Source organism: Bdellovibrio sp. ZFWA1 (genome assembly GCF_056175665.1).
Map to the genome: position 1 here is coordinate 1,712,091 of NZ_JBJKJH010000001.1, position 21,620 is coordinate 1,733,710.

Annotated in this window: 21 protein-coding genes and 1 tRNA gene; 10 read left to right on the top strand and 12 right to left on the bottom strand. The window is 43.7% G+C overall.

The annotated features are described in order from the left end of the window. Positions 1-7: 7 nt before the first annotated feature. From AC04MN_RS08315 to AC04MN_RS08335, 5 genes are all read right to left on the bottom strand, one after another. Complete coding sequence (locus tag AC04MN_RS08315; RefSeq protein WP_475382726.1) at positions 8-454, bottom strand: hypothetical protein; 447 nt, start codon at positions 452-454, stop codon at positions 8-10. A 109-nt stretch (positions 455-563) separates the two neighbouring features. After that, positions 564-1,631, bottom strand: a complete 1,068-nt coding sequence (locus AC04MN_RS08320) for a bifunctional transcriptional activator/DNA repair enzyme AdaA (RefSeq protein WP_475382727.1) — start codon at positions 1,629-1,631, stop codon at positions 564-566. Then, positions 1,632-2,360, bottom strand: a complete 729-nt coding sequence (locus AC04MN_RS08325; protein WP_475382728.1) for an SDR family oxidoreductase — start codon at positions 2,358-2,360, stop codon at positions 1,632-1,634. Between the two features lie 118 nt (positions 2,361-2,478). Further along, the gene (locus AC04MN_RS08330; RefSeq protein ID WP_475382729.1) at positions 2,479-3,099 is read right to left on the bottom strand and encodes a pyroglutamyl-peptidase I; all 621 of its coding nucleotides are present in this window, start codon (positions 3,097-3,099) and stop codon (positions 2,479-2,481) included. A 25-nt stretch (positions 3,100-3,124) separates the two neighbouring features. Continuing rightward, complete coding sequence (locus tag AC04MN_RS08335) at positions 3,125-3,670, bottom strand: hypothetical protein (RefSeq protein WP_475382730.1); 546 nt, start codon at positions 3,668-3,670, stop codon at positions 3,125-3,127. 141 nt (positions 3,671-3,811) lie between these two features. Between AC04MN_RS08335 and AC04MN_RS08340 the strand changes: the two genes are divergently transcribed. Continuing rightward, positions 3,812-4,033, top strand: a complete 222-nt coding sequence (locus AC04MN_RS08340; RefSeq protein WP_475382731.1) for a hypothetical protein — start codon at positions 3,812-3,814, stop codon at positions 4,031-4,033. A 65-nt stretch (positions 4,034-4,098) separates the two neighbouring features. Continuing rightward, the gene (locus AC04MN_RS08345) at positions 4,099-4,335 is read left to right on the top strand and encodes a hypothetical protein (RefSeq protein ID WP_475382732.1); all 237 of its coding nucleotides are present in this window, start codon (positions 4,099-4,101) and stop codon (positions 4,333-4,335) included. A 51-nt stretch (positions 4,336-4,386) separates the two neighbouring features. Here the strand turns inward: AC04MN_RS08345 and AC04MN_RS08350 are convergent. The 3 genes from AC04MN_RS08350 to gcvT form a co-directional block, all read right to left on the bottom strand. Next, positions 4,387-4,471, bottom strand: a tRNA-Leu gene (locus tag AC04MN_RS08350). A gap of 63 nt (positions 4,472-4,534) precedes the next feature. Beyond that, positions 4,535-4,924, bottom strand: a complete 390-nt coding sequence (gcvH, locus tag AC04MN_RS08355) for a glycine cleavage system protein GcvH (RefSeq protein WP_475382733.1) — start codon at positions 4,922-4,924, stop codon at positions 4,535-4,537. A 35-nt stretch (positions 4,925-4,959) separates the two neighbouring features. Next, entirely contained in the window at positions 4,960-6,042 is a 1,083-nt protein-coding gene (gene gcvT / locus AC04MN_RS08360) for a glycine cleavage system aminomethyltransferase GcvT (RefSeq protein ID WP_475382734.1), read from the bottom strand. 117 nt (positions 6,043-6,159) lie between these two features. Here gcvT and AC04MN_RS08365 point away from each other — a divergent pair, with 117 nt between their 5' ends. The 4 genes from AC04MN_RS08365 to AC04MN_RS08380 all read left to right on the top strand — a co-directional run bounded on the left by AC04MN_RS08365 (position 6,160) and on the right by AC04MN_RS08380 (position 9,937). After that, the gene (locus AC04MN_RS08365; protein ID WP_475382735.1) at positions 6,160-6,663 is read left to right on the top strand and encodes a tRNA (adenine(22)-N(1))-methyltransferase TrmK; all 504 of its coding nucleotides are present in this window, start codon (positions 6,160-6,162) and stop codon (positions 6,661-6,663) included. A gap of 48 nt (positions 6,664-6,711) precedes the next feature. After that, positions 6,712-7,635, top strand: coding sequence for a hypothetical protein (locus AC04MN_RS08370; protein WP_475382736.1), 924 nt, complete (start codon positions 6,712-6,714; stop codon positions 7,633-7,635). A 96-nt stretch (positions 7,636-7,731) separates the two neighbouring features. Beyond that, the gene (locus tag AC04MN_RS08375; protein WP_475382737.1) at positions 7,732-8,331 is read left to right on the top strand and encodes a MarC family protein; all 600 of its coding nucleotides are present in this window, start codon (positions 7,732-7,734) and stop codon (positions 8,329-8,331) included. A gap of 157 nt (positions 8,332-8,488) precedes the next feature. After that, positions 8,489-9,937, top strand: a complete 1,449-nt coding sequence (locus AC04MN_RS08380; protein WP_475382738.1) for a HAMP domain-containing methyl-accepting chemotaxis protein — start codon at positions 8,489-8,491, stop codon at positions 9,935-9,937. Here AC04MN_RS08380 and AC04MN_RS08385 read toward each other — a convergent pair. Next, the gene (locus tag AC04MN_RS08385) at positions 9,934-10,965 is read right to left on the bottom strand and encodes a small ribosomal subunit Rsm22 family protein (protein ID WP_475382739.1); all 1,032 of its coding nucleotides are present in this window, start codon (positions 10,963-10,965) and stop codon (positions 9,934-9,936) included. The two genes, AC04MN_RS08380 and AC04MN_RS08385, sit on opposite strands and share 4 nt — an antisense overlap. Before the next feature lie 283 nt (positions 10,966-11,248). On the opposite strand from AC04MN_RS08385, the gene AC04MN_RS08390 reads away from it, so the two are divergent. The 4 genes from AC04MN_RS08390 to AC04MN_RS08405 are packed head-to-tail and all read left to right on the top strand — an operon-like array spanning position 11,249 to position 17,109. Next, positions 11,249-15,688: a tail fiber domain-containing protein gene (locus AC04MN_RS08390; protein WP_475382740.1), complete on the top strand. Its 4,440-nt coding sequence runs from the start codon at positions 11,249-11,251 to the stop codon at positions 15,686-15,688. A 27-nt stretch (positions 15,689-15,715) separates the two neighbouring features. Further along, positions 15,716-16,093: a transposase gene (locus tag AC04MN_RS08395; protein WP_475381949.1), complete on the top strand. Its 378-nt coding sequence runs from the start codon at positions 15,716-15,718 to the stop codon at positions 16,091-16,093. A gap of 23 nt (positions 16,094-16,116) precedes the next feature. Further along, complete coding sequence (locus AC04MN_RS08400; RefSeq protein WP_475382956.1) at positions 16,117-16,920, top strand: IS3 family transposase; 804 nt, start codon at positions 16,117-16,119, stop codon at positions 16,918-16,920. Between the two features lie 3 nt (positions 16,921-16,923). Further along, positions 16,924-17,109: a hypothetical protein gene (locus AC04MN_RS08405; protein ID WP_475382741.1), complete on the top strand. Its 186-nt coding sequence runs from the start codon at positions 16,924-16,926 to the stop codon at positions 17,107-17,109. Here the strand turns inward: AC04MN_RS08405 and AC04MN_RS08410 are convergent. The 3 genes from AC04MN_RS08410 to AC04MN_RS08420 form a co-directional block, all read right to left on the bottom strand. Beyond that, the gene (locus tag AC04MN_RS08410; protein ID WP_475382742.1) at positions 17,087-18,094 is read right to left on the bottom strand and encodes a glycosyltransferase family 9 protein; all 1,008 of its coding nucleotides are present in this window, start codon (positions 18,092-18,094) and stop codon (positions 17,087-17,089) included. The genes AC04MN_RS08405 and AC04MN_RS08410 overlap by 23 nt on opposite strands. A 9-nt stretch (positions 18,095-18,103) precedes the next feature. Then, entirely contained in the window at positions 18,104-21,004 is a 2,901-nt protein-coding gene (gcvP, locus tag AC04MN_RS08415) for an aminomethyl-transferring glycine dehydrogenase (RefSeq protein WP_475382743.1), read from the bottom strand. A gap of 100 nt (positions 21,005-21,104) precedes the next feature. Then, a complete protein-coding gene (locus AC04MN_RS08420; RefSeq protein ID WP_475382744.1) occupies positions 21,105-21,614 on the bottom strand; it encodes a hypothetical protein in 510 nt (169 codons plus the stop codon). Between the last annotated feature and the right edge of the window lie 6 nt (positions 21,615-21,620).

Sequence of the window (21,620 nt, forward strand, 5' to 3'; positions counted from 1 at the left end):
TAAGATTTTAGTTAGCGGCGCAGTTTTCAAATACGATGATGCTCGAGTCAGCAAAGATTTCTCCAATGCGACCAAGGCCGTCTATGACATCGCCTTTTTCAATAAGTTGACCCGAGCCGTCTTTTTTAATTGTTAAATAGACTCGCTCGTCCATTTTATCATCGCGAAATTCGATTCTATCTTCTGATTGCTTAACTTTATCCGGACGAACCTTTACAAGAGTGGGACCTGAAGGTAGCTGCATGTCGATGAGGAAAAGACGAGGATCCGAGCCCTCCGAAGCATTGCGGTTTTGCGTTTGAAGAATATTGATTTGCTGGGCTCCTTCAAATCTTCCGCTGCTTTGGGTTACAGAGCAGGTAAGCTTCACATCTGCTGAAGCCAAAGAGGCTTGCATAAGTATCGATACTAAAACACCTATTTTTAGAAGCTGGTTAATGCCAAATTTTTGCATCGTTTTTCCTTTTTGAAAATTTTGCAGGGACCTTAGACCAAGACGATTCTCGGTCTAAAAAATCAAAGAGCAAATAATGTTCCTACTTGGAAAATACTTAAATTGGTTTTTATCTCTTTTTGCCTGTCGAGTCTTTTAACAAAAGCCTTTTTTCGTGTTTAATCATCCACTCCTTACGAGCTAAGCCTCCACTGTATCCAGTTAGACTTCCGCTGCTTCCGATGACTCGGTGACATGGAATCAGGATAGCAATTTGATTGCGGCCATTGGCGCGAGCCACAGCCCGCACTGCTGAAGGCTGACCAATATTCTTTGCTTGCTGATTATAAGTGATGGTGCTCCCTAAAGGAATTTTACATAGCTCTTTGAGGGTTTTTATTTGGAACTGGCTTCCAAAAAAATGAACAGGGGTTCTGAATTTTTTGAGTCGTCCAGCAAAGTATTCGCCAAGCTCCGCCTTAAGCTCATTTAATATTTTATTTTGACCAGGGATAATGGCGTATTTTCTTTTGTGCAGCTGTTCGATCTCTTTTTTTAGTCCCCGGCGATCCATGAATTCGAGTAGATGCACGCCTTTCTCATCGGCAATCGAAACCATGGGGCCAAGAGGTGTATCGATATGCTGGGCTAAAAGGACATTGTGATATCGCTTGCTGGGCGCTTCTCCAATTAATTTGGAAAAGGCTTCTCGAAAGCCGCTGCCGGATTCGTATCCGCTATCAATTTGTGCGTAGATTACTTTTTCTCCGGCTCGTAAAGTGTCTAAGGCGGCCCCCATTCGCCGAGCACGTGCATATGCCACGAAGGTTAAGCCAAAACGCTTCTTAAATTGTCGACGGGCTGTTGAGGGGTCCATGCCCATCTCTTTAACGTCCTTATCGGTCCAGCGTTTATTTAAATTTTGTTCTACAGCTTCTGTAAGTTTTTTTATTAGAATAGATGGGGAGTCTGGCAAATGCAGTGGCTGACAGCGTTTACAAGTGCGATAGCCCGCAAGCAAGGCGTCTTCGGCTGTTAAAAAGAACTGACAATTTGTAAAATGCGCTTTTCGTGCAGAACAAGTTGCGCGGCAAAAAATTCCGGTTGTCTTAATGCCCACGTAAAAGGATCCATCGTACGACGAATCCTTCGCTAGAAAGGCATTATAATATTCTTTGGCTTTATTCGCTTTTATCATTCAGTGTCCACTATACATTGTTCGAGATAGCTCTTCTAATTTAGTGTAGTCCTGTTTGTAAAGACTGAACATATTAGCTCCGATCTCGTCAGGGAAAATATCTGGGGTATCGGTATAAAGTCCATCAAGAATTGCCTCAGCGGTCTTTTCTGGGCTTGTTTTCTGCATAGCTACGTTTTTGGTCATATCGGTATCGATTGGACCGGGATTTACACTGTGGACCGCTATACCCTGGCTGTAAAGCTCGATGCGAGCACACTGAGTGATAGAGAAGGCTGCTGCCTTAGATGCGCAGTAGGCTCCATGAGCGGGAAAGTTTACAAAGGATGCGATAGATGCAACATTGACGATCGCAGGCTTTTGTTGCTTGCTTAAAATAGGTATAAATGCGCGCATCATTTTGAGGGGGCCATAAAAATTAACTTCAATTTCCCTTTCGATAAGCTCAAATGATCCGTTGAGGGCACTAACGAAAGAAAGTGATCCGGCATTGTTAAACAGTAAATCAATATCCGCGGCGATTCTTGTGGCCTGCTGGATTTGAACATCATTCGTGATATCCAATTGGACTGGAGTGACTAAAGGAAGGTCAGAAAATATTTTTGAGTCGGTCTCGCGCATTCCCGCGTAGATTTTTTTTACACCTTTTGCTGCGAGCCCATAGACAAGAGCTTTGCCAAGTCCTCGGTTGCTTCCAGTTATTAAGACAGTGCGATTTTTTAGTTCCATGATGGATCCCCTTTTTTATTGGGATCACTTTAAGCCAATCTAAAATTGAGTTGCGCCGAAAAATGAGCATCAAATTTTTATTTTATCGAGGCACTTTTTATCTTCAACAAGTATGAAGCTAATTCTGGCTATAATGCTTGGAAATTGATTTTACCAGCTCGTATATAACTCTGACTTGCTTTTCAAGTTCCATAGTTGGAATGATTTCATTTACTTCAAGTTGCTCGGGGAGTGCGGGAAGGTGGACAAAAAGCTTGTTGGCTTTTTGCGGTTGAATTTCACAGAGTGAGCGAAAATAGATATAGTTGCAAACGTAAGCCCCAGCAGACAACGAAACAGAGACTTGGCCAAAAAGTGATAGCTCTTTCTGCCATTGATCCAGTGGAAGTTCCGAGATGACCGCCGCTGGAAGTTTCGGGTTTATATTTCGTGGTCGGATAGATCTTCCGTCTTCGTCTTTATGGGGGGCCTCCATCCAGTTCAGAGCTACACGCTCGAGACAAATAGAATTTCTACCGGCGGCTTGCCCCAGCATAAGAATAAAATCATAGGATGTGGCTGAATGAATGGCTCCGCTTAAAGAATTAAAGGCAAGTTCGAAATCAACAGGAAGAAGGAGGGTTGTAATTTCAATCCCGGGCTCTGAGAAGCGATTGTCGATCGCTTTAATAATCAGCTCTGACGGGTTGATGCTTCGTCCCCCAAAAGGGGTAAAACCTGTGATGAGTATTTTCTTCATAGGGGACGTGCCTGTTCGATATTAATTAGCGGCGAAAGCTGCCAGAGCCGTAAATCGGAGTTGATTCGTAGTTGCAAACTTCTCGCGGTGGAACATGGGGAGGCGCCCCTGGATCCCAAGTGCAGCGACGCTCTTGGCGATACTCTTTAAGGTAGCTTGCGCTGATATCGCGATAGTTATTTTTGAAAGTTAAATAAAGCTCGGAGCCTACGAAGTACTTGCCGCATGTTCCTTTTAGGATCTTGAATGTCGCAGTATCTACCTGAGGATTTTCTTTGTCACCTTTTAGGTTAACTTCAGTCAGGTTGCCAATTTCAGTTTTGCACGCAGGAATATTTCCAACAATGTCGGTGTTCTGATTATTTAAAAAATCTACCTTAGGAATATTACCTTCAAACCGAATGACAAGCTGGCCATCGATGCCAGAGATTCGACCGTTGTAAATGCCCTCTAATTTTTTTGCTAGTGGAAGATAGTTAGTGGGAACTTCGCCGTTTTCGATTTTAACAGACTTACACGCTGAAAGTACTAAAACCATTGATATTAAGGCTAGCGAGCTAAAGCGGTTCATAAAGACTCCTATTTGAATTAATAGATTTAGATGATATTATCAAAGCATGTCTATTGAAAACGAAAACGATCTTAATGCACTTCGAAAAATCGGTAAAATTGTAGCTCAGTGCCTTCAATATATGAGGACCTTGCCCAACGCATGAGTAAGAGCTTTTTATCTTTTCTTTTCTTAATATTCAGTTATTCGAACTTTGCGGAGGCGTCTCCGATCTTGGTTAGGGTCGCGCTGTCCGAGGATTACAAGCCTTTGTCCTATGGCGCGGGCGAAAATGTTGAGGGTTTTGTGCGGGAGCTTGTCGAGCTTCTATTTGCTTTACAGCATGTGAATACACGGGGGCAGGTTGGGGACGCGATCATTTAGTTCCTTTTGTAAAAGAAGTCCAATACGCTAATCGAATTGATCAAAAGATCGAGATGCTGGCGACGATGAGCCGATGTGATTTGATTGTTGATGGGGAGTTGGTCGTTGATTTCTACGCCAAAGAAAAATTTGAGCATGTGCTTTTAAAAGCGAAGACGCCCTTCGAAAAGACAGAGATTAAGTTTTTGGTGCGAAAGAACTTCGCGCATCCTGAAGTTTTGACTTTTGTGGACAAGCAATTCGTGAAGTTATCCGATTCCGGAAAAATCAAGATATTGAAAAAGGAATGGTTTGGGAGATGATCGACCTTGGAAATAAAAAAAGCCGACCTAATAAGTCGGCTTTTTTAGATTTGGTGCCCCGCGAGGGACTTGAACCCCCACGCCTCTCGGCACTAGATCCTAAGTCTAGCGTGTCTGCCAATTTCACCAGCGGGGCGGCACCATGAGAAGACAGAATATGCGGTAAAACCCAAATCCCGTCAACCTCATTTTTTAAAAATTATTTATCTGCGATCAATTTTTTGTAGTCCGGAGCTCGCATAAGGTTCGCAAGCTCTTTTTCCGTATCCATTTCAATACGAACTAACCAACCTTCGTTGATTGGGTCATCATTAAGGATCGAAGGATCTTCGTTCAAAGCCGCGTTTACTTCGATAACGGTTCCTGAAACTGGAGCGTAAAGGTCGCTGGCAGCTTTAACGGACTCGACAACACCAAAAGTTTGGCCTTGAGTGATCTTTTGACCTTCTTCTGGAAGTTCAACATAAACGATTTCGCCCAATGAATCTTGCGCAAATTCAGTGATTCCAACAGTTACGATGTTTTCGTCAACCTGAGCCCACTCGTGGTCTTTTGTGTAGTAAAAATCTTCTGGTATGTGGAATGCCATTTTAGCCCCTTTTATTTCTTAAAAATCAATCCAAGCTAGTTTTTTGTAAACGGAGTTTTGCAAACTTGGGCCTTCACTTTGCGGCCACGAATGTCGACAAAAATCTGGGAACCCTCGGCCCCATGAGCAATGCTCACATAGCCGATTCCAATGGGCTCATCCAAGCTTGGAGAATGTGTTCCACTAGTTACCTTGCCGATCAGATTATTGTCAATTGAGTATAAATCGTAACCCTGTCGAGGGATTCCCTTTTCCAACATTTTGAAACCAATCAGCTGTTTAGAAAGACCCTTTTCCTTTACAGCAACCATCGGCGTCTTGCCAATAAAGTCTTTTTTAGCAGGTTTGACGACCCAGCCAAGGCCAGCTTCGTATGGATTCGTTGTGTCATCAATTTCGTGCCCATAAAGAGAGTATTTCATTTCTGTGCGCAATGTGTCGCGAGCGCCCAAGCCAATCGCCTGAACTCCATGTTTTTCGCCAATATTTAATAGCTCACACCAAAGGGACGCCGTTCCGGTCGCTTCAACAAAGACTTCGCATCCCTTTTCACCCGTGTAGCCCGTGGTCGCAACCATGATTTTAAAATTTTTAAAGAGGCCGCATTGGACGGCAAAGGGTTTCATTTCGCTGACTTTAAAGCCAAAAACTTCGTCACAAAGTGCAAGGGCTTTTGGACCTTGAATTGCAATTTGTCCCCAAGAAGAAGATTCATCAGTGATATCGGCGCCTTTGTTGTTTTTAACCATCCAGGCAAAGTCTTTGTCTTTGTTAGAGGCATTTACGCAAACCAGATAGTCTTCATTTTTCTTAAGGCAATAGACGATGATGTCATCAACAAGTCCGCCGTTTTCATTGGGTAGTAAAGAGTACTGAGCTTCCCCATCATTCAATTTTGCAACATCATTCGTCGTTAGCCATTCTAATGTCGCCAGTGCCTGCGGCCCTTTAACGCGAACTTCCCCCATATGGGAAACATCAAATAAACCCACATTTGTACGTACATTGATATGCTCTTCTTTAAGGCCTTTGTACTGAACTGGCATGTACCATCCAGCGAAGTCGACCATGCGAGCGCCCAATTTAATATGTTCATCCACCAGAGGAGTTTTTAGCATCTAGAGCTCCTTTAAAAAGTTCAGATAACGAATGGTTTAAAGTCTTAGCAGGCAGGCCGTTGCTTGCCAAGAATTCGCAGCTTGTCAATGAGGGCAGAAGCCAGATAAATACCTCTTATGGCCAAGATCTCAACGCGATTAAAAACTGTTTTAGAACAAATGATACCAGGGCTCTCGGTGTGGGACTTTTGTTGTGATCATGGATACCTTGGTGAAGCGGCTTTATTGAGCGGGCAATTTTCATCGATTCACTTTGTGGACCAGGTGCCGCATATCATGCAAAACCTGCATTCACGGTTGGCCTCTCATAATTTCCGGGGCGATAGGGCTACTACAGCCTGCTATTTTTACACGGTAGCAGGGGAAAATTTAGATAAAGAAGTCGACGGGAATATTGCGATCACTGGGGTGGGGGCTGACACAATTCAAAAGATCTTAATGGGGTTGTGGAAGCGAAATTTGCTCAAAGCTGATTTATTGGTTCTGGGCCCTCATCGAGACGCCTCTCTGTTGCAGTCCTGGTTGGAATCTCAAGATTGGGTTTATAAGCTTCACACAATCCTGACAGTGGAAGAGCGCGGGCGTGCACGTAAGCTTTTTATTGTTAAAAGAGTCGATTGAGCTTCTTGGATTTATGTTATAGAAGTCCCAGGCAAACAAGGAGACTTCATGAGCAAAAAGCTTATCTTGGCATTGGTGTTGTTAGGTGGAGCAACGGCAGGTGCGCAAACACAAACGTCTGCGGTGGGACTTCCTGCGGGGACAAACACTCAAAAAGTAGATAGTGTTTTGGGCAATAAGAAATTTGAAGAAAATAATGAAATCACTGATGCTCGTCTAAAAGCCGAAGAGGGCAGCCGCTCGAAGTACTCGATGAAGTTCTCTTTGTCTTATCAAGGGCCTCCTGTTGGCGAGCCTCTAGCGAAAGATCAACCCAATCCAGATAACAACCCAGGAGACTACTCAACAGCGTTGGGTGGTTCTGTAGGTCTTCGTTATCGTTTTTCTCCGCAGTCTGCTTTGAGCGCAGGAACGGGTCTTAGTGCTTTGACTCCTTTTCATGGTATTCGTCGCTTTGATGTTAAGACGCCGTATTTGTCTTATGATCTTTCGAACCGTATTGGCGATATGCAAATGCGGAATTCTTGGAGTGGAAGTGTGACAACGGTCCCTAACTACCAAAAAATTGGCCAAGTCGGCGGACTTGGGTATAGCAATTCAATGGTTTACAACATGGCGACTTCAGGATGGGCATTAGGATTAGATACAAACTTAGATTACTTCATTTACAATCGTGATTATGTGAAGAAAGACGGTAAAGCATCTAAGTACCATATCGGGCTTTATCCAAATTTGAAGTACAATATCAGCGACAAGTTCAGCGTGAATACTTCAGTTGCCTTTATGTACCAAAATTTACGTTCGTCGACGAATGATTGGAAGGTCGCGAATAAAACTCGAACTGGTCGTCTAGGTGCGGGATATGCCTTCACTAAGAGTGTTTATTTCTCTCCGTATTTAAACTACTATATGGAAGATTTTTCTTGGGATACGACGACGTTGAATTTTGCGACAACTTTTTCAATTTTTTAGACTTTTTGTCGATCACAAGCGAGAAAAGCTCCGGTTCAATTCCGGAGCTTTTTTTTTTTAGTAATTCATAAGAGAGCTTAGTGGTATAGTGAGCCTATGATTACCAAGTTAATGAAAGATTTTTTGATTCTATTTACGACAGTGGATCCGATTGGCACGCTGGCGGTCTTTGTCGGATTGACTGCGAGCATGGACAAAACAGAGCGGCGTCGAGTGGCGACGAAAACTATTCTGTATGCAAGTACGATTCTCATAGGCTCAATATTTATAGGCCAGGGGATCTTATCCGCCATGGGCGTTGAATTGCGGTCGCTGCAAGTCTCGGGGGGCGTTATTCTTTTCTTGTTTGGACTTCAAATGTTATTCGGAAGCCCCGAGGCCGGTCATATAGAAAAGGGTCACGACATTGCTGTGTTTCCTTTGGCGATTCCCAATCTGGCAGGGCCAGGTTCGATCATGGCCATCATCTTGTTAACCGATCATAAGTCTAATTCCTTAGCGCAACAAGCGACGACTGCAGCCGTTTTGCTATTCGTAATGTTTTTAACTTGGGTCGCATTCATTGGCGCCCATCGCATTGTTGGTGTCATTGGAAAAAACGGGGCTGCTATTTTGGTCAAAGTGATGGGGATGTTGCTGGCGGCCTTTTCGGTTCAGATGGTCTTCGAGGCTATAGGCGTAAGAAATTGGCTTTAGTCTGGAAAATTACACTGGATCTTTGAATGTATTGTTTCGAGACATCTATTTATCTTGATTAGTATTAAATTTGCTCCATAGAACAATAGATTTTTGTTTTGTCCTTATTAATGTTCTATTTTTTGTCGATAGGCATCCTGAAAAATCAGGAGAGTCTATGTCGTTAAAATTAAAACTTCTATTTTCATTCGCGATACTTGTCGTCGGAATAGGGATTGTCGGCGCTTCAGGGATCTATACGAATAAGCGAGTTGTTAAGAACTATGATCACATTGCGACAGTGAACATGGTCAATATTCTTAATTTAGGAGAGCTTTCCCACGCAATTCAAGAAGGTCAGATGCTCTCGGAGATGTTGCTGATCGAAACAGATCCTGAGAAGTTCAAAGAATTTAAGGCTGAAATTGTGGCCACAGTCGAGGGATTTGATAAAACCTTAGAAGACTATCGCAAGTTGCCCATGCTTCCAGAAGAGGAGCAAAAACTAAATAGTTTTGTTGATAAATGGAGAGCGTGGGTTGCCGAAGAAAAGAAGTTTGAAGAAGTTTTGGCAAGATCTCACGAAGAGGCCAAAGCATATATGTCCGGCCCCTTGTTAGAAAAGCATGAGGCCATTGAAGACGATTTGGCGGCTCTTTTCGACTTTCATAAAGCTGAGAGTGCTCGTTATACTCAAGCCTCAAAAGATTCATCTGATTTTGGAAATCTTTTAAGTTTAATCATTGCAACAGCGGCCTCCATTTTGGGTCTTGCCGTCGGATTCTTAATTTCTGAAAAACTGACTCGAAGTTTAAGTATGATCAGTCAGGAAGTTGCAGGTTCCGCCGAAGAGACTTTCACCGCGGGCAATCAACTTTCTGAAGCCTCTCAAGATTTAAGCACGGGGGCTACAACTTCAGCGGCCTCGTTGGAAGAAACGGTCGCTTCTTTAGAAGAGCTTTCTAGTATCACTCGAATAAATGCGGATCGGTCTACAAAAGCCACAGAAATATCCAGAGTTTCCGAGTCCAACGTGATGAGGGGATCTAACGAAATCAAGGAACTTTCCGACTCTATGGGAAAAATCGCAGAGAGTTCAAAAAAGATGCAGGATATTCTATCGGTAATTGATGATATTGCCTTTCAAACAAATTTGCTGGCTTTAAATGCCTCGGTTGAGGCGGCTCGAGCAGGAGAGCAAGGAAAGGGATTTGCGGTCGTTGCGGAGGCGGTTCGTGCCTTGGCACAAAGATCGGCAGCGTCGGCAAAAGATATCGCTGCGTTAATCCATGATTCCAACCACAAGGTTGATGAAGGTGTCAAAAAGGCAGATCAAAGTTCATTGGTTCTAGCGGAAATCGTAAAAAGCATAAAAGATGTGTCGGCCCTCAATAATGAAATTGCGGAAGCCAGTCGGCAGCAGGCCGAGGGCATCGAGCAAATAACGAAGGCGATGACGAATTTGGATAATGCTACTCAGAAGAATGCGGCTTCGTCTGAAGAAGTTGCGGCCAGTTCTGAAGAAATGTCCGCACGAGCCGAGCAGTTAAAAAATCTCGCGGCTTCATTGCACTCGATTGTTTCGGGGCAAAGTCTAACGAAGCCAGAATCACGAATAGCGTCTTAAGATTTAAATTTATCTTTAGGTACACGCAGTTCGTTAGCTTTAGCTTCAAACGTGGCATCGGTCCGATACAGATCGCCACGTTTGTGTTCGGCGTGTTCGCCGTGTCGATGCATCCAAGTTAAAAACTCTCTTTTTTCAGATCGACAGATCAGTTGTCGATCCTTGCCATTTTCTTTCAAAAGGTCTCCGGTTAATCGTCCCAGATCTTTATCAAGTGCGGGCGGTCGAGACTTTCGAGCCGCTAAATAGCTGACAGTTAATGTTCTATTTTTAATTGGAAGATGTTCTTCCATTTTTTGAAACCATACCGGCAACTCAACGTGCACGCGATCATGACACCAATCACTTTTTGACTCTATCAATAGAGGGCACGAAGATTGATGGGTGCAAGGGGCATATATATAAAATCCTTTGCTTAAAAGTTCAGATCGAAGTTCTAAAAGTTTTCTTCCATCCTCTTGAGTGGCAGGTTCAATAATCAAAAGTGCCTCGGACTCATAGGCCCAGTCTGGCAGGTGCGTGAGCTCGGTCAGGCTGTATGAAAATACGCTCAGGATGTTGGATTTTCCAAAGAAGACATTCTTCGAAAATTCTTTATGCCACTCTAAAGAAGAAGCCGTTTTTTCAAATTCAGGCCATCGACCGGCGATAATCCTGGAGGGTTCGTCACCTTTTTCAATAAGAATCTTGGATTTTAAGCTATCTATATTTTTGTGCAAAGCTGCTGAGGCTGTGGCAAGGCCTGCCCCAAAATCTAATAGATGATCGATGTTATTAAAAAAGTTTCTTTCGTGGCACTTGCTCGCGACCCTTTGTATCCGTAGATAGTTTAATGGCAAAAAATAGCTGATATAGGCAATTCTGGCATAGCTTTCGTGCCACGGAGTTTGAGCAGCGGGGCTTTGGATATAAAAATCAGAAAGCTTTTTAACCGCAGATGCTAGTTTGGTCGATTCATTCATAGAAGCCCCTTCTTTTTTAAGAGCGGCTTCTATGAACTTTTGAATTTCGCTATCAAGACTAAACATGGGTAAGGCCCTTCTAATTTATTGGATATCATTTCAATTGATAACAAGAATCAAAGAAAAATGCAGCAACAAAACAAATTGTGAACTCCCGCTTTATTTGTCTTATTTTGAAGGTCATATATTGGGCGATGTGCCCTGGACCTAGCCATACAATGGTATTAAGTAGTGGTCTGAAGTTGGAGGTATGCAGCCAACTGTGTCGCATTTTGATTCACATTAGTCTCAAGAATTTAAGATTCTACGCCGATAAGAGAACTATAATTTTGTCAGGGGCGTATCGGAAGTGAAAAACAAAATTAAAGTCATCATTGCTTCATTTATAGTTTTTATGTTAGTGGGACTCACAGCATTTGCGTCTCCAGATCAGCTGACTTATCAAGGACGTATCTTAAAATCTGATGGTCAACCTTTAGAATACAACAACGTTAGTTTTATTTTTGAAGTTACGTCGGAAAATGGCCTTTGCGTTTTATACCGAGAACAGCGCGATGGTTTGAATATGACAAATTCAAAAGGTGTGTTTGATGTTCCTATCGGTTCTGGGGCGCGTCTCTTTCCTGATGCAGCTACTTTTCCTTCGTACAAACTCTCGGATTCTTTTGTGAATGGTATTACCCACAACTGCTTTGGATCGGGAACTTGGACATCGACGGGGACTAGTTATCGATTATTAAAGGTTCAGTTTCATGATGGAATGGGTTGGCGGCAGATTTCCCCTGATAACGTTATTAGATCAGTTCCGTTCGCGATGACTGCGAAATCTGCGACTCAGTTGGGTGATAAAACAATTAATGACTTTATTTTAAAGACAAATGCTCCAGGGGCGGCGTGCTCTGCGGGGCAAGTTGTATTCTGGGATGGATCTAATTTTAGTTGTGTCACTGACGCCGGTGGCGCTGGTGTCATCAGTGATGTCCTGGCGGGAACTGGTATTAGTGTCACAGGTACGACCTCAAAAACAGTTTCGGTGACATTTGGTACGACAGCAGGAACAGCCGCACAAGGGAATGATTCGCGAATTACAAACGCCTTGCAATCTTCAACGGTGTTTGCTGGTGACGTTACGGGAACTGCGGCGACCATGTCTGTGGATCGTATCAAGGGTGTTGTGGTGGACGCAACGGCTCCAACAAGTGGACAAGTCTTAAAATATGACGGAGCGAAGTGGGCAGCGGCGTCTCCGAACGCGGGCACAGTGACTTCAGTTGGTGTCTCGGTCCCTTCTTTTTTAAGTGTAAGTGGCGGCCCAATTACTTCCAGCGGAACGATTTCAATTTCATTGGCTTCTCAAACGGCCAATACGGTTTTTGCGGCACCTAGTGGCTCCAATGGAACCCCAAGTTTTAGAAATTTAGGAATTGCAGATATTAATTCAAGTATTGGGGGGCTCAGTTTTTTAAACACGGCCCCTTCGTGTGTGGCGGGATCAGCCTTAACTTATGTTAGTGCGACAGATCGTATTCAGTGCGCAGTTATTGCTGTTGATAATGCAAATATTGCTAATAATGCGATTACAACAGCAAAGATTGCCGATGGAGCTGTTACAGCTCAAAAGCTCGGCAACGATGTTGGGGCTTGGGGTGTTTCTGGATCGGATATCTATCGATCGTCTGGCAAGGTCGGAGTTGGAACAAATGCTCCGGTGAATACTCTTACTGTAAAATCCCCAAATCAAAATTTAGCTGGAACAGGGACGATTTCTTATACAATCGATAGTGATGAAATCGTTGGAACAGGGACCTCGTTTCTAAGTGAGGTAAAGCCCGGGGATGTTATCTACTATGGAACTCTGACTAATCTTTCTGGAGGGCATACTGTAAAGTCTGTTAATAGTGATACATCCATTACGATGTATGGTAAATCGTTTGCGACATTGCCTGGCAATTCATTCTATATTGTTAAAGCAATTTCAACAATTTCTACTAATAGTGGATCAGCTTCATATTCTTTTACGCCTTCCGGTTTGGTAACGAATTTGGAAATATCTACGGCGAATCTTTCTAAGGTGAATATTGCGACAAATGCCAACTCTGTGAATACAACGGCAAATGGTTATACGTCTCAGTTGAATAACTATATGACTGTAGATGGTACCTATTATTGGCGGGCAGCTAGTTTGGCAAGTGCTTCGCAAATACCCGCAGGATTGACTAATAGCGCGGATCTTATGGGATTAAATATATCAAGTGCGAGGAACTCGAGTCCTGGTGATATGGGTACTTTGGGGTCAAATATTGGCATTTCTGCTATTTATGGTCATTACAACCGAGATGCCTCAACGCCGACGACGAACACCGTTATTGGCATGCGGTTATTGCCTCAGGCACTAACTGGTCAGATAAAAAAGCAATATGATTTGTATATAGCTCAGCCTACAGGGACACCCGCAACAACAATATCTGATGGTGTTGGAGGAAACTATGATCATTATGCGATCTATCAGGCAAGTACGGCAGCTGTAAACTATTTAGGAAGTCCACTTGCCGTTGGAGCTAATGCTATTCCATCGGCAAGCTCTATTTTAGAATTAAACTCTACTGATAAAGGTTTTTTATTGCCAAGAATGACTACTGCGCAGAGAGATGCCATAACGTCACCGGCAACGGGACTTCAGGTCTTTAACACTAATACGAATAAAATCAATTTTTATGATGGCAGTTCGTGGGCAAATATTAGTGATACGGATCAGTCGACGTATTCAGGAGTTTCAGTAATAACGGGGGGAGCTTCGGGAGTAAGCATTTCCGCAGGTGGTACAAATCAAAACGTAACACTAACGGCCAGTGGTACTGGGACGGTGACTACTGGTAGTGTGATGACCGTAACGAACTCTACGGCCTCGACCGCCTATAATAACGGCGCTTTGGTTGTGAGTGGTGGTGTAGGTGTTAGTGGAAATATAAACTCCAATGGAAATATTTATTCAACGGGCACGATCAGGTCTGGAACCGCTGTTTATTCTCCGTTGATCTATGGCGGTACGGCTTCGTCCGCAAGCCTTACTTTGGATTCAACTTCTAGTGTAAATAAAGGTGTCATTGCAATCGCTCCAAGCGGGGGTAATGTGGGTATTGGCACAACTACGCCGACCGCGCTGATTGATATTCAACCATCATCGACATCTGGAAATGCCAACTCGTTGAATATTAGTTCGACGACGGTCAATAAAAATAATACTGCGATTCAAGTATCTTCAAGTAGCACAAATGGAACCGGTTACGGAATTAAAATTGATACAGTTGCGAATACTAACGGAACTTCTTATGGCATTTATTTAGGAAATGTTACCAATAATAATCACTATGGTATTTACCAAAATGGAACGAGTCCAAATTTTTTAAACGGAAACTTGGGGATTGGTACTTCTAATCCAGCAGAAAAGCTTCAAGTTGCTGGCGGGACTTCAAATGGAAGTATTCGTATGAGTGGACGATCCGATTGGATTGCTGGAGGCGGACTAGTTCATGTCGGAAGTATTTATGGACATAATGAAGGTGCTAACTTTACATCGACAAGAATTAAATTAGACGGCAGCGACACCCAAGGGATGATTGCTTTTTATACCTCTGAAGCGGGCGGGATTGGAGAAAGAATGCGCATCTCTCCGGCGGGCTTCGTAGGTATAGGGACAGCAAGTCCGCAAAGAGCTTTGCATATAAGCAATGGTGGATTGCAGATAAGCACTGATACGGTTGGTAATGGAGTTAACGATGGTTTTATTATCAACTATTTTGGTGATGACATGCTTTTTTCAAATAGAAAGGTTGGCGGTAAAATTGGATTGGGAACGAATGGATTTTCAGATAAGTTGACGATTGCTTCGTCTGGAAATGTCGGAGTTGGTACAACGACGCCTGGGGCATTGCTGACTTTACGACCTGGTGGTGCCGCTGGAGTGCAAGAGGCCATGAGAATTATTGATCCAAATACGGGGGCGAGTGAAGGAAGTTATATTCGTTGGGAAACCAGTGATAAGACAGATCAGGCGAGGGCTGGATTGATATCAGGAGCAACGGGCAGTAGCTTTTATATTTCAACGAACTCTGCAGATACGGGGACGCCGACTGAACGAATTCGCATTCTACCTAACGGAGATGTTGGGATAGGGACTTCCGCTCCGACGCAGCGATTAGACGTAGTTGGATATATTCGGGCGGCAAGTGGGAATACTCAATCTATTAGCATATTTGAAAATTCCGGAGGCAAAAAGGCTTATTTTGGAGTTTCGTCAAATGGTGGTATTGCCAGTGGAATTACGACAGGTGATGCGGTTGCTCGGGCAGAGGGGGGGACTGCACTTCATTTGGCAACAGATGGAGGTAAAGTGACTCTTAATTCCGCTGGTAGCCTTGGTGTTGGTACCGTGTCACCGAGTTATAAGTTAGATGTTCAGGGCGGAGACATCAACGCCTCGGGGAGTGTGCGAGCGGCGGGTGTGGCATTGTCTTCTGACCAAAGATTTAAAAAGAATATTGAAGTAATAACAAATCCTCTGGGAAAAATTTTAGCCCTTCGTGGTGTAGAGTATGATTGGCGCAGAGATGAGTTTCCAGGGCGTCAATTTACTTCGCGCCATCAAGTGGGAGTGATAGCTCAGGACGTTGAGAAGGTATTTCCAGAATTAGTCGATACGGACAAGTCAGGGTATAAATCGGTTAATTATCCAGCCCTTATTGCGCCCGTGATCGGAGCTATTAAAGAACTGTTCCTGACCCCGATTTGATTTGGACACCCAACCCAGGGGGTCTTTATGGAAGTAACGTCTAGCAGACGGAAAGTATTTACACAGGAAAAGAAGCAATTAATCATCAAAGAGCACTATTCGCAGGGAATTTCCATCCCCGTACTTGCCAGGAAATATGGGGTTCATGCTATCACTCTCTATAGTTGGAAGAGGCAAATGAACCACAAAAAAGACGAATCACCAGTCAATGCGGAATACATCCAAAAGCTGATCGAAGAAAACGACAAGCTCAAAGCTGAGAATCAAAATCTCAAAGCCAAGGTTGGTGAGTTGGCGATCAAGAACGACATCTTGAAAGATGGTCTGGAGATCGTCCAAAAAAAAGCGATCTTAAAAGCACTTCAACCGCCAAAGAAGTCAAAGCGCTTGATCGGTATGAAGTAACCCACATCGCGGAAGCCTTCGAAATCAGTCGAAGTTCACTTTACTACGAACCAGTTTCTCAGGAGGAAATTGGCATGCCTCGCTTTTACCAAAAATCGGAAGATGAAGTAATTTTAAAAGAAATCAAAAGTGTTATCGCCATCAGATCAACTTACGGTTATCGCCGAGTTACCACGATGGTGAATCGCCAGAGGTCTCTTGACGGTCGCAATAAGATCAATCGCAAGCGTGTTCAGCGAATCATGCGTATGAATGGCCTTTCACTGCCACAAACATTGCCGCAGCAGAAGCGACCACATACGGGCGTGGTAATGACAATGTTTCCAAACTTGCGTTGGTGTTCGGATGGAATGGAAATCCGTTGTTTTAATGGCGAAAAAGTTTTCGTGGCATTTGCCTTGGACTGCTGTGATCGAGAAGCTTTTGCTTACGTCGCTAGAACCGAGCCACTGTCTGCCGACGACATCGAAGAGCTAATGGTTAAAGCTGTTGAAGCGAGATTTGGTGAGTCGTTGAGATGCCCTAGGGAGATCCAGTGGTTGTCAGATCGTGGGTCAATTTACAGAGCGAAATCAGTAAAGGATCTTGGTAAAGAATTGAACCTACAATGCTGCTACACCAGAGCATACAGTCCAGAGTCCAACGGTATGGCCGAAGCCTTCGTTAAAACAATTAAGAGGGATTACGTTTATCAAGCAGACTGCGACAGTGCAGAGACGGTTCTTAAGCTTTTACCGCAATGGTTTGCTGACTATAACAACGTCGCTCCGCACTCAGCCCTTGGCATGAAGAGCCCGGTCGAGTATAAGGAGTCCGTGAACTTTTAAACCGTGTCCAAAAAATCGGGGTTCACTCCAGAACTTTATATTCAACTAACTGGAGTGGATGAGAAGGTTCAAAGTCAAAGCCGAAAAATCGCTAGCTTAGAAGAAAAACAAAAGAATCTAGAAAAAGAAAATAAGATGCTAAAAGAGTATCTTTGTTCACAAGATCCTAAGGCAACAATTTGCCACTAGTCATAGCCTGAAGCACGCCTTCAACGGTGATCAAAGCCATATCTTCTGATGTGGCTTTTTCTGTATCAGTTACTTCAGGCAAAAAAATCAACCGCTGATTTGCCCCACGAGGCATCCAACGTCTTGGGTGCTGTACTCGGCGTGGGGAATAAAATCCAACCACTGGTGTATTTAAAGCAGATGCTAAATGAATGACTCCAGTTGAGGGAGCTATCACCGCTTTAGCTTTTGACAGTACAAATAATAACTCAGGCATTTTCAGTTTATTTTGCAAGATCAAAACTTTTTCATCTTGTGAAAAGTTTGCTTTGATTTCAGTCAGCCAAGGCTCGTCAGCAGGGGTGCCAGTTACAATAACTGGGTGAACTTTTTTAAGTTCATTAATTAATGCAACATAATGACTTTGTGGCCAGTTCAGTGCAGATCCCGCCATTCCTGGGTGAACAACAAAATACTTTTGAGACTTCAATTTGTATGTCGATAAAACTTCTGGGAATTCTTGAATGGATAAAGTCAGGTAGGGACTCTTAAATTCACCAGAGGCCTTCCACGGGGGAATTCCTAAAGCATGCTCTAAAAGCTCACGGCTGTAGTCGCATTCATGCTGAGTAGCTTGGCTGCGCTTTTGGCGAAGACCTTTGTTCAAAAAAACAAAGCTATCTAGTTTGGAAAGAACCCCACCGCGAGCAGGGACTTTGTGCTTCCATAAAAGATAATTCACCCACCATGGACATTGAATGCTCACCGCTACGTCGGGTCTAAATTCTGTTAATAATTTTTCAAGAATTTGAATGCCGCCGTTTTTGTCGGCTTTGTCGATTTCAGTGAAGGATCTAGAAGGTACTGATTGATTTGCTAAGAATCCCAATCCTTTAGAAACAACCCAATGGGTTTTGTATTCCTGAGAATCGAGAATTTGATCAATCGGCAATGTGCAAAGCAAATCGCCGATTTTATCCATTCTTAAAATCAATACCTTCTTCATTCGTAGTGCCTAGCGATATTCTTCAATGCTTGGGCAAGCGCAAACAAGGTTGCGGTCTCCGTAAACGTTGTCGACGCGGCCAACTGCGGGCCAGATTTTATTAGCTTTGATAAAATCCAAAGGATAAGCGGCTTGTTCGCGAGAGTATGGATGATTCCACTCCGGAGACGTCACCATCAATGCCGTGTGAGGAGAATTCCTAAGAGCATTGTTTTCCTTATCCATTTTGCCATCAGCAATAGCCTGGATTTCTTTACGAATAGCGATCATTGAATCAATAAAGCGATCTAATTCGCCTTTAGATTCAGATTCGGTTGGCTCGATCATCAAGGTACCTGCCACAGGGAAGCTCATGGTCGGAGCGTGGAAACCGAAGTCAATCAAGCGCTTGGCAACATCACTAACATCAACCCCTGTGTCTTTTTTAAGATCACGTAGGTCGATGATGCATTCGTGAGCCACATAGCCATTCTTCGCTTTATAAAGAACTGGGAAGTGAGGTTCTAGTTTTTTAGCAATGTAGTTAGCATTTAGAATTGCTACGAGGGTTGCTTGTCTAAGACCTTCAGCACCCATCATAGTGATGTACGCCCAAGGAATTGGTAAGATACTTGCCGATCCCCAAGGGGCAGAAGTGGTTGCCGTCACGCCCGTTGCTGGCCCTGCTTCGGCCACCAATGAGTGTTTAGGTAAAAACTTCTTCAAATGCTCTGCAACTCCGATGGGGCCAACGCCTGGGCCGCCACCACCGTGTGGGATTGCAAATGTTTTGTGTAAGTTCATGTGTGATACGTCGGCGCCGAATTTGCCTGGTCGACAGACGTTCACAAGTGCATTCATATTTGCGCCGTCCATGTAAACTTGTCCGCCATTGGCGTGGATGATTTCGCAGATTTCACGGATGGATTCTTCATACACACCGTGAGTTGATGGATAAGTAATCATCAAAGCCGCCAAGTTATCTTTATGAAGCTCGGCTTTTGCTTTTAAGTCAGCAACATCAACGTTTCCGCCCTCGTCGCAGTTCACAACGACGATCTTCATTCCTACCATGGCTGCAGAGGCTGGATTTGTTCCGTGCGCCGAAGATGGAATTAAGCAAATATTGCGTTGGGTTTGCCCAAGCGATTTGAAGTATTCGCGAATTACTAGCAAACCGGCATACTCACCTTGAGAGCCCGCATTTGGTTGTAAGCTGACTCCAGCAAAACCAGTGATATCGCAAAGTTTGTTTTCTAGGTCTTTGATCATTTCAATCAAGCCCTGAGCTTGAGCAACCGGAGCAAATGGATGCAGCTTACTGATTTCAGGCCAGCTTACGGGAACAAGTTCCGTCGTGGCATTTAGTTTCATCGTGCATGATCCAAGTGGAATCATCGAATGCGTCAACGTGATGTCTTTGTTTTGCAAAGCGTGGATGTAGCGAAGCAATTCAGTTTCACTGTGGTGGGTATTAAATACCGGTGCAGTTAGGTATTTAGAAGTACGGTTCAAAGCCACAGGCCAAGTTTTGTTTACTGTTGTTGAATCAAGTTCCAAAGCTGTGAAGTTTGCTTTTTGACCAAGATTGAATGCAGCAAAGACGCTATCCAAAGTAGATAAATCACAAGTTTCGTCTAACGAAAGACCAATCTTGTTTTCTTTACCATATTTGCGGAAGTTGATTTTCAACTTATCAGCAGCTTGGTGAATCGCTTCAGCTTTGTCTGTTTCAATTGTTAAAGTATCAAAATAGTTTGTGCTGATAACTTTAAAGCCTAACTTTGTTAAACCAGCTTCCGCAATTTCAGCTAAGCGGTGTACACGAGAAGCGATGTCTTTAAGACCTTGTGGTCCATGGTAAACCGCATACATAGCCGCCATATTTGCCAAAAGAACTTGAGCTGTACAAATATTCGAAGTCGCTTTTTCACGACGAATATGTTGTTCGCGAGTTTGTAGTGCCAAACGTAGAGCTGGTTTGTTTTGCGTATCGACAGAAACACCCACAATACGTCCTGGCATAGATCGCTTGTAGCTATCTTTTGTTGCTAGGAAGGCTGCATGAGGACCACCAAAACCAAGTGGAACGCCGAAACGTTGCGAATTACCAACTACGATGTCAGCACCCCATTCCCCCGGAGGTGTCAGTAGAGTTAATGCCAACAAGTCCGCACTTGCGACTACGAAGGCTCCATGGTCGTGATATTTTTGAGTTACAGCTTTCCAGTCTTGAACAGAGCCTTCTGTGTCAGGGTACTGCACGAAAGCTGCAAATACGTTTTCGCTAAATTCAAATGAAGCTGGGTCGGCAATGATCATTTTAAAACCCATAGGCTCTGCGCGAGTTCCCAAGACTTCGATGACATGTGGGTGCATTTTTGGAGAAACAATAAAAGCTGTTGCTGATGAATTTTTGCAAAGAGCATTTGCCATTGCCATGGCTTCAGCAGCCGCAGTTCCTTCGTCAAGCAACGAAGAGTTTGAGATTTCCATTCCAGTTAAGTCTTTAACCATCGTTTGGAAGTTCAACAGAGACTCAAGGCGACCTTGGGCAATCTCGGCCTGATAAGGAGTGTAAGCTGTGTACCAAACCGGATTTTCAAGAACGTTTCGTTGAATTACTGTTGGCGTCAACGTGTCGTAGAAACCCATTCCGATCAAAGATTGATAGATTTGGTTTTTAGAAACCATAGCTTTCAATTGTTTTAATAAATCAGATTCAGAAATGCCGCCACCAACAACTGGGTAATTGTGAGCAGCACGAATTGAAGAAGGGATAACCTTGTCGGCAAGTTCTTCTAGGCTTTTCATGCCCAATGTTTGAAGCATCTCATTTTGCTCCTTTACATCAGGACCAATATGTCTAGCGATGAATTCGTTTTTTGGTGAAAGTGAAGCAAAAGTGATAGTTTGATTTGAGCTGCTCATTGATACCTCTGATTCTGCTATAGGACCTGCACTAGCTAAGGCCATTTTCCAATTGGAATAAACCGGAAAACCTTAGCACACAGGGGGCAGGCTATAAAGACTAGAGCAGGGTGTTAAATTGAAGTAAAAGCAGTGTTTTTACAAACCACAGAATGGCTCGTATTGCATTTGATCGAAGCAGGCTCTTCCAGGCTTTTTCTTGGAAGCCCGACTGCAACTTGTTGTGACAAGGGACACTCCAAGCAAATGTCACAAACCATATGACAATTAACAAAGCCATATTTCCTAAAGCGATCTTATCCCCACTCAGGGCCCACGAGGCGCCAAGGATCATCTCGAGGATCATTGGCAGCGCGATAGGAAGAGCAGTCCTGTTGACGTATCGCCGGTGATACTCTTTGAAGTTGTCTTCGCCGACCCACTTAAACAAGGGGTATTGGCAGATTTGCACAAAAAACACCAGGCCTGTCATGTATGCAGATAATGCTATTTGCCAAGAAATAAGAGGGTTCACAAAGATATTCATGTTTCTAGCTTCTAGTAAGCACTTGGTGAAGTCAATCAGGCAAAGGCGGTCAGAAATGTTCAAGTGATTGACCAGAATTGTCATTGTCCC

Bases quoted from the DNA above. Each gene is read 5' to 3' on its own strand.
- AC04MN_RS08335 (WP_475382730.1), bottom strand. From the start codon at position 3,670: ATGAACCGCTTTAGCTCGCTAGCCTTAATATCAATGGTTTTAGTACTT.
- AC04MN_RS08385 (WP_475382739.1), bottom strand. From the start codon at position 10,965: ATGTTTAGTCTTGATAGCGAAATTCAAAAGTTCATAGAAGCCGCTCTT.
- AC04MN_RS08365 (WP_475382735.1), top strand. From the start codon at position 6,160: ATGGCCAAGATCTCAACGCGATTAAAAACTGTTTTAGAACAAATGATA.
- AC04MN_RS08410 (WP_475382742.1), bottom strand. From the start codon at position 18,094: ATGAAGAAGGTATTGATTTTAAGAATGGATAAAATCGGCGATTTGCTT.
- AC04MN_RS08345 (WP_475382732.1), top strand. From the start codon at position 4,099: ATGAGCCGATGTGATTTGATTGTTGATGGGGAGTTGGTCGTTGATTTC.
- AC04MN_RS08370 (WP_475382736.1), top strand. From the start codon at position 6,712: ATGAGCAAAAAGCTTATCTTGGCATTGGTGTTGTTAGGTGGAGCAACG.
- AC04MN_RS08380 (WP_475382738.1), top strand. From the start codon at position 8,489: ATGTCGTTAAAATTAAAACTTCTATTTTCATTCGCGATACTTGTCGTC.
- gcvP (WP_475382743.1), bottom strand. From the start codon at position 21,004: ATGAGCAGCTCAAATCAAACTATCACTTTTGCTTCACTTTCACCAAAA.
- AC04MN_RS08320 (WP_475382727.1), bottom strand. From the start codon at position 1,631: ATGATAAAAGCGAATAAAGCCAAAGAATATTATAATGCCTTTCTAGCG.
- AC04MN_RS08340 (WP_475382731.1), top strand. From the start codon at position 3,812: ATGAGTAAGAGCTTTTTATCTTTTCTTTTCTTAATATTCAGTTATTCG.
- AC04MN_RS08395 (WP_475381949.1), top strand. From the start codon at position 15,716: ATGGAAGTAACGTCTAGCAGACGGAAAGTATTTACACAGGAAAAGAAG.
- AC04MN_RS08420 (WP_475382744.1), bottom strand. From the start codon at position 21,614: ATGACAATTCTGGTCAATCACTTGAACATTTCTGACCGCCTTTGCCTG.
- gcvH (WP_475382733.1), bottom strand. From the start codon at position 4,924: ATGGCATTCCACATACCAGAAGATTTTTACTACACAAAAGACCACGAG.
- AC04MN_RS08315 (WP_475382726.1), bottom strand. From the start codon at position 454: ATGCAAAAATTTGGCATTAACCAGCTTCTAAAAATAGGTGTTTTAGTA.
- AC04MN_RS08330 (WP_475382729.1), bottom strand. From the start codon at position 3,099: ATGAAGAAAATACTCATCACAGGTTTTACCCCTTTTGGGGGACGAAGC.
- gcvT (WP_475382734.1), bottom strand. From the start codon at position 6,042: ATGCTAAAAACTCCTCTGGTGGATGAACATATTAAATTGGGCGCTCGC.
- AC04MN_RS08325 (WP_475382728.1), bottom strand. From the start codon at position 2,360: ATGGAACTAAAAAATCGCACTGTCTTAATAACTGGAAGCAACCGAGGA.
- AC04MN_RS08375 (WP_475382737.1), top strand. From the start codon at position 7,732: ATGATTACCAAGTTAATGAAAGATTTTTTGATTCTATTTACGACAGTG.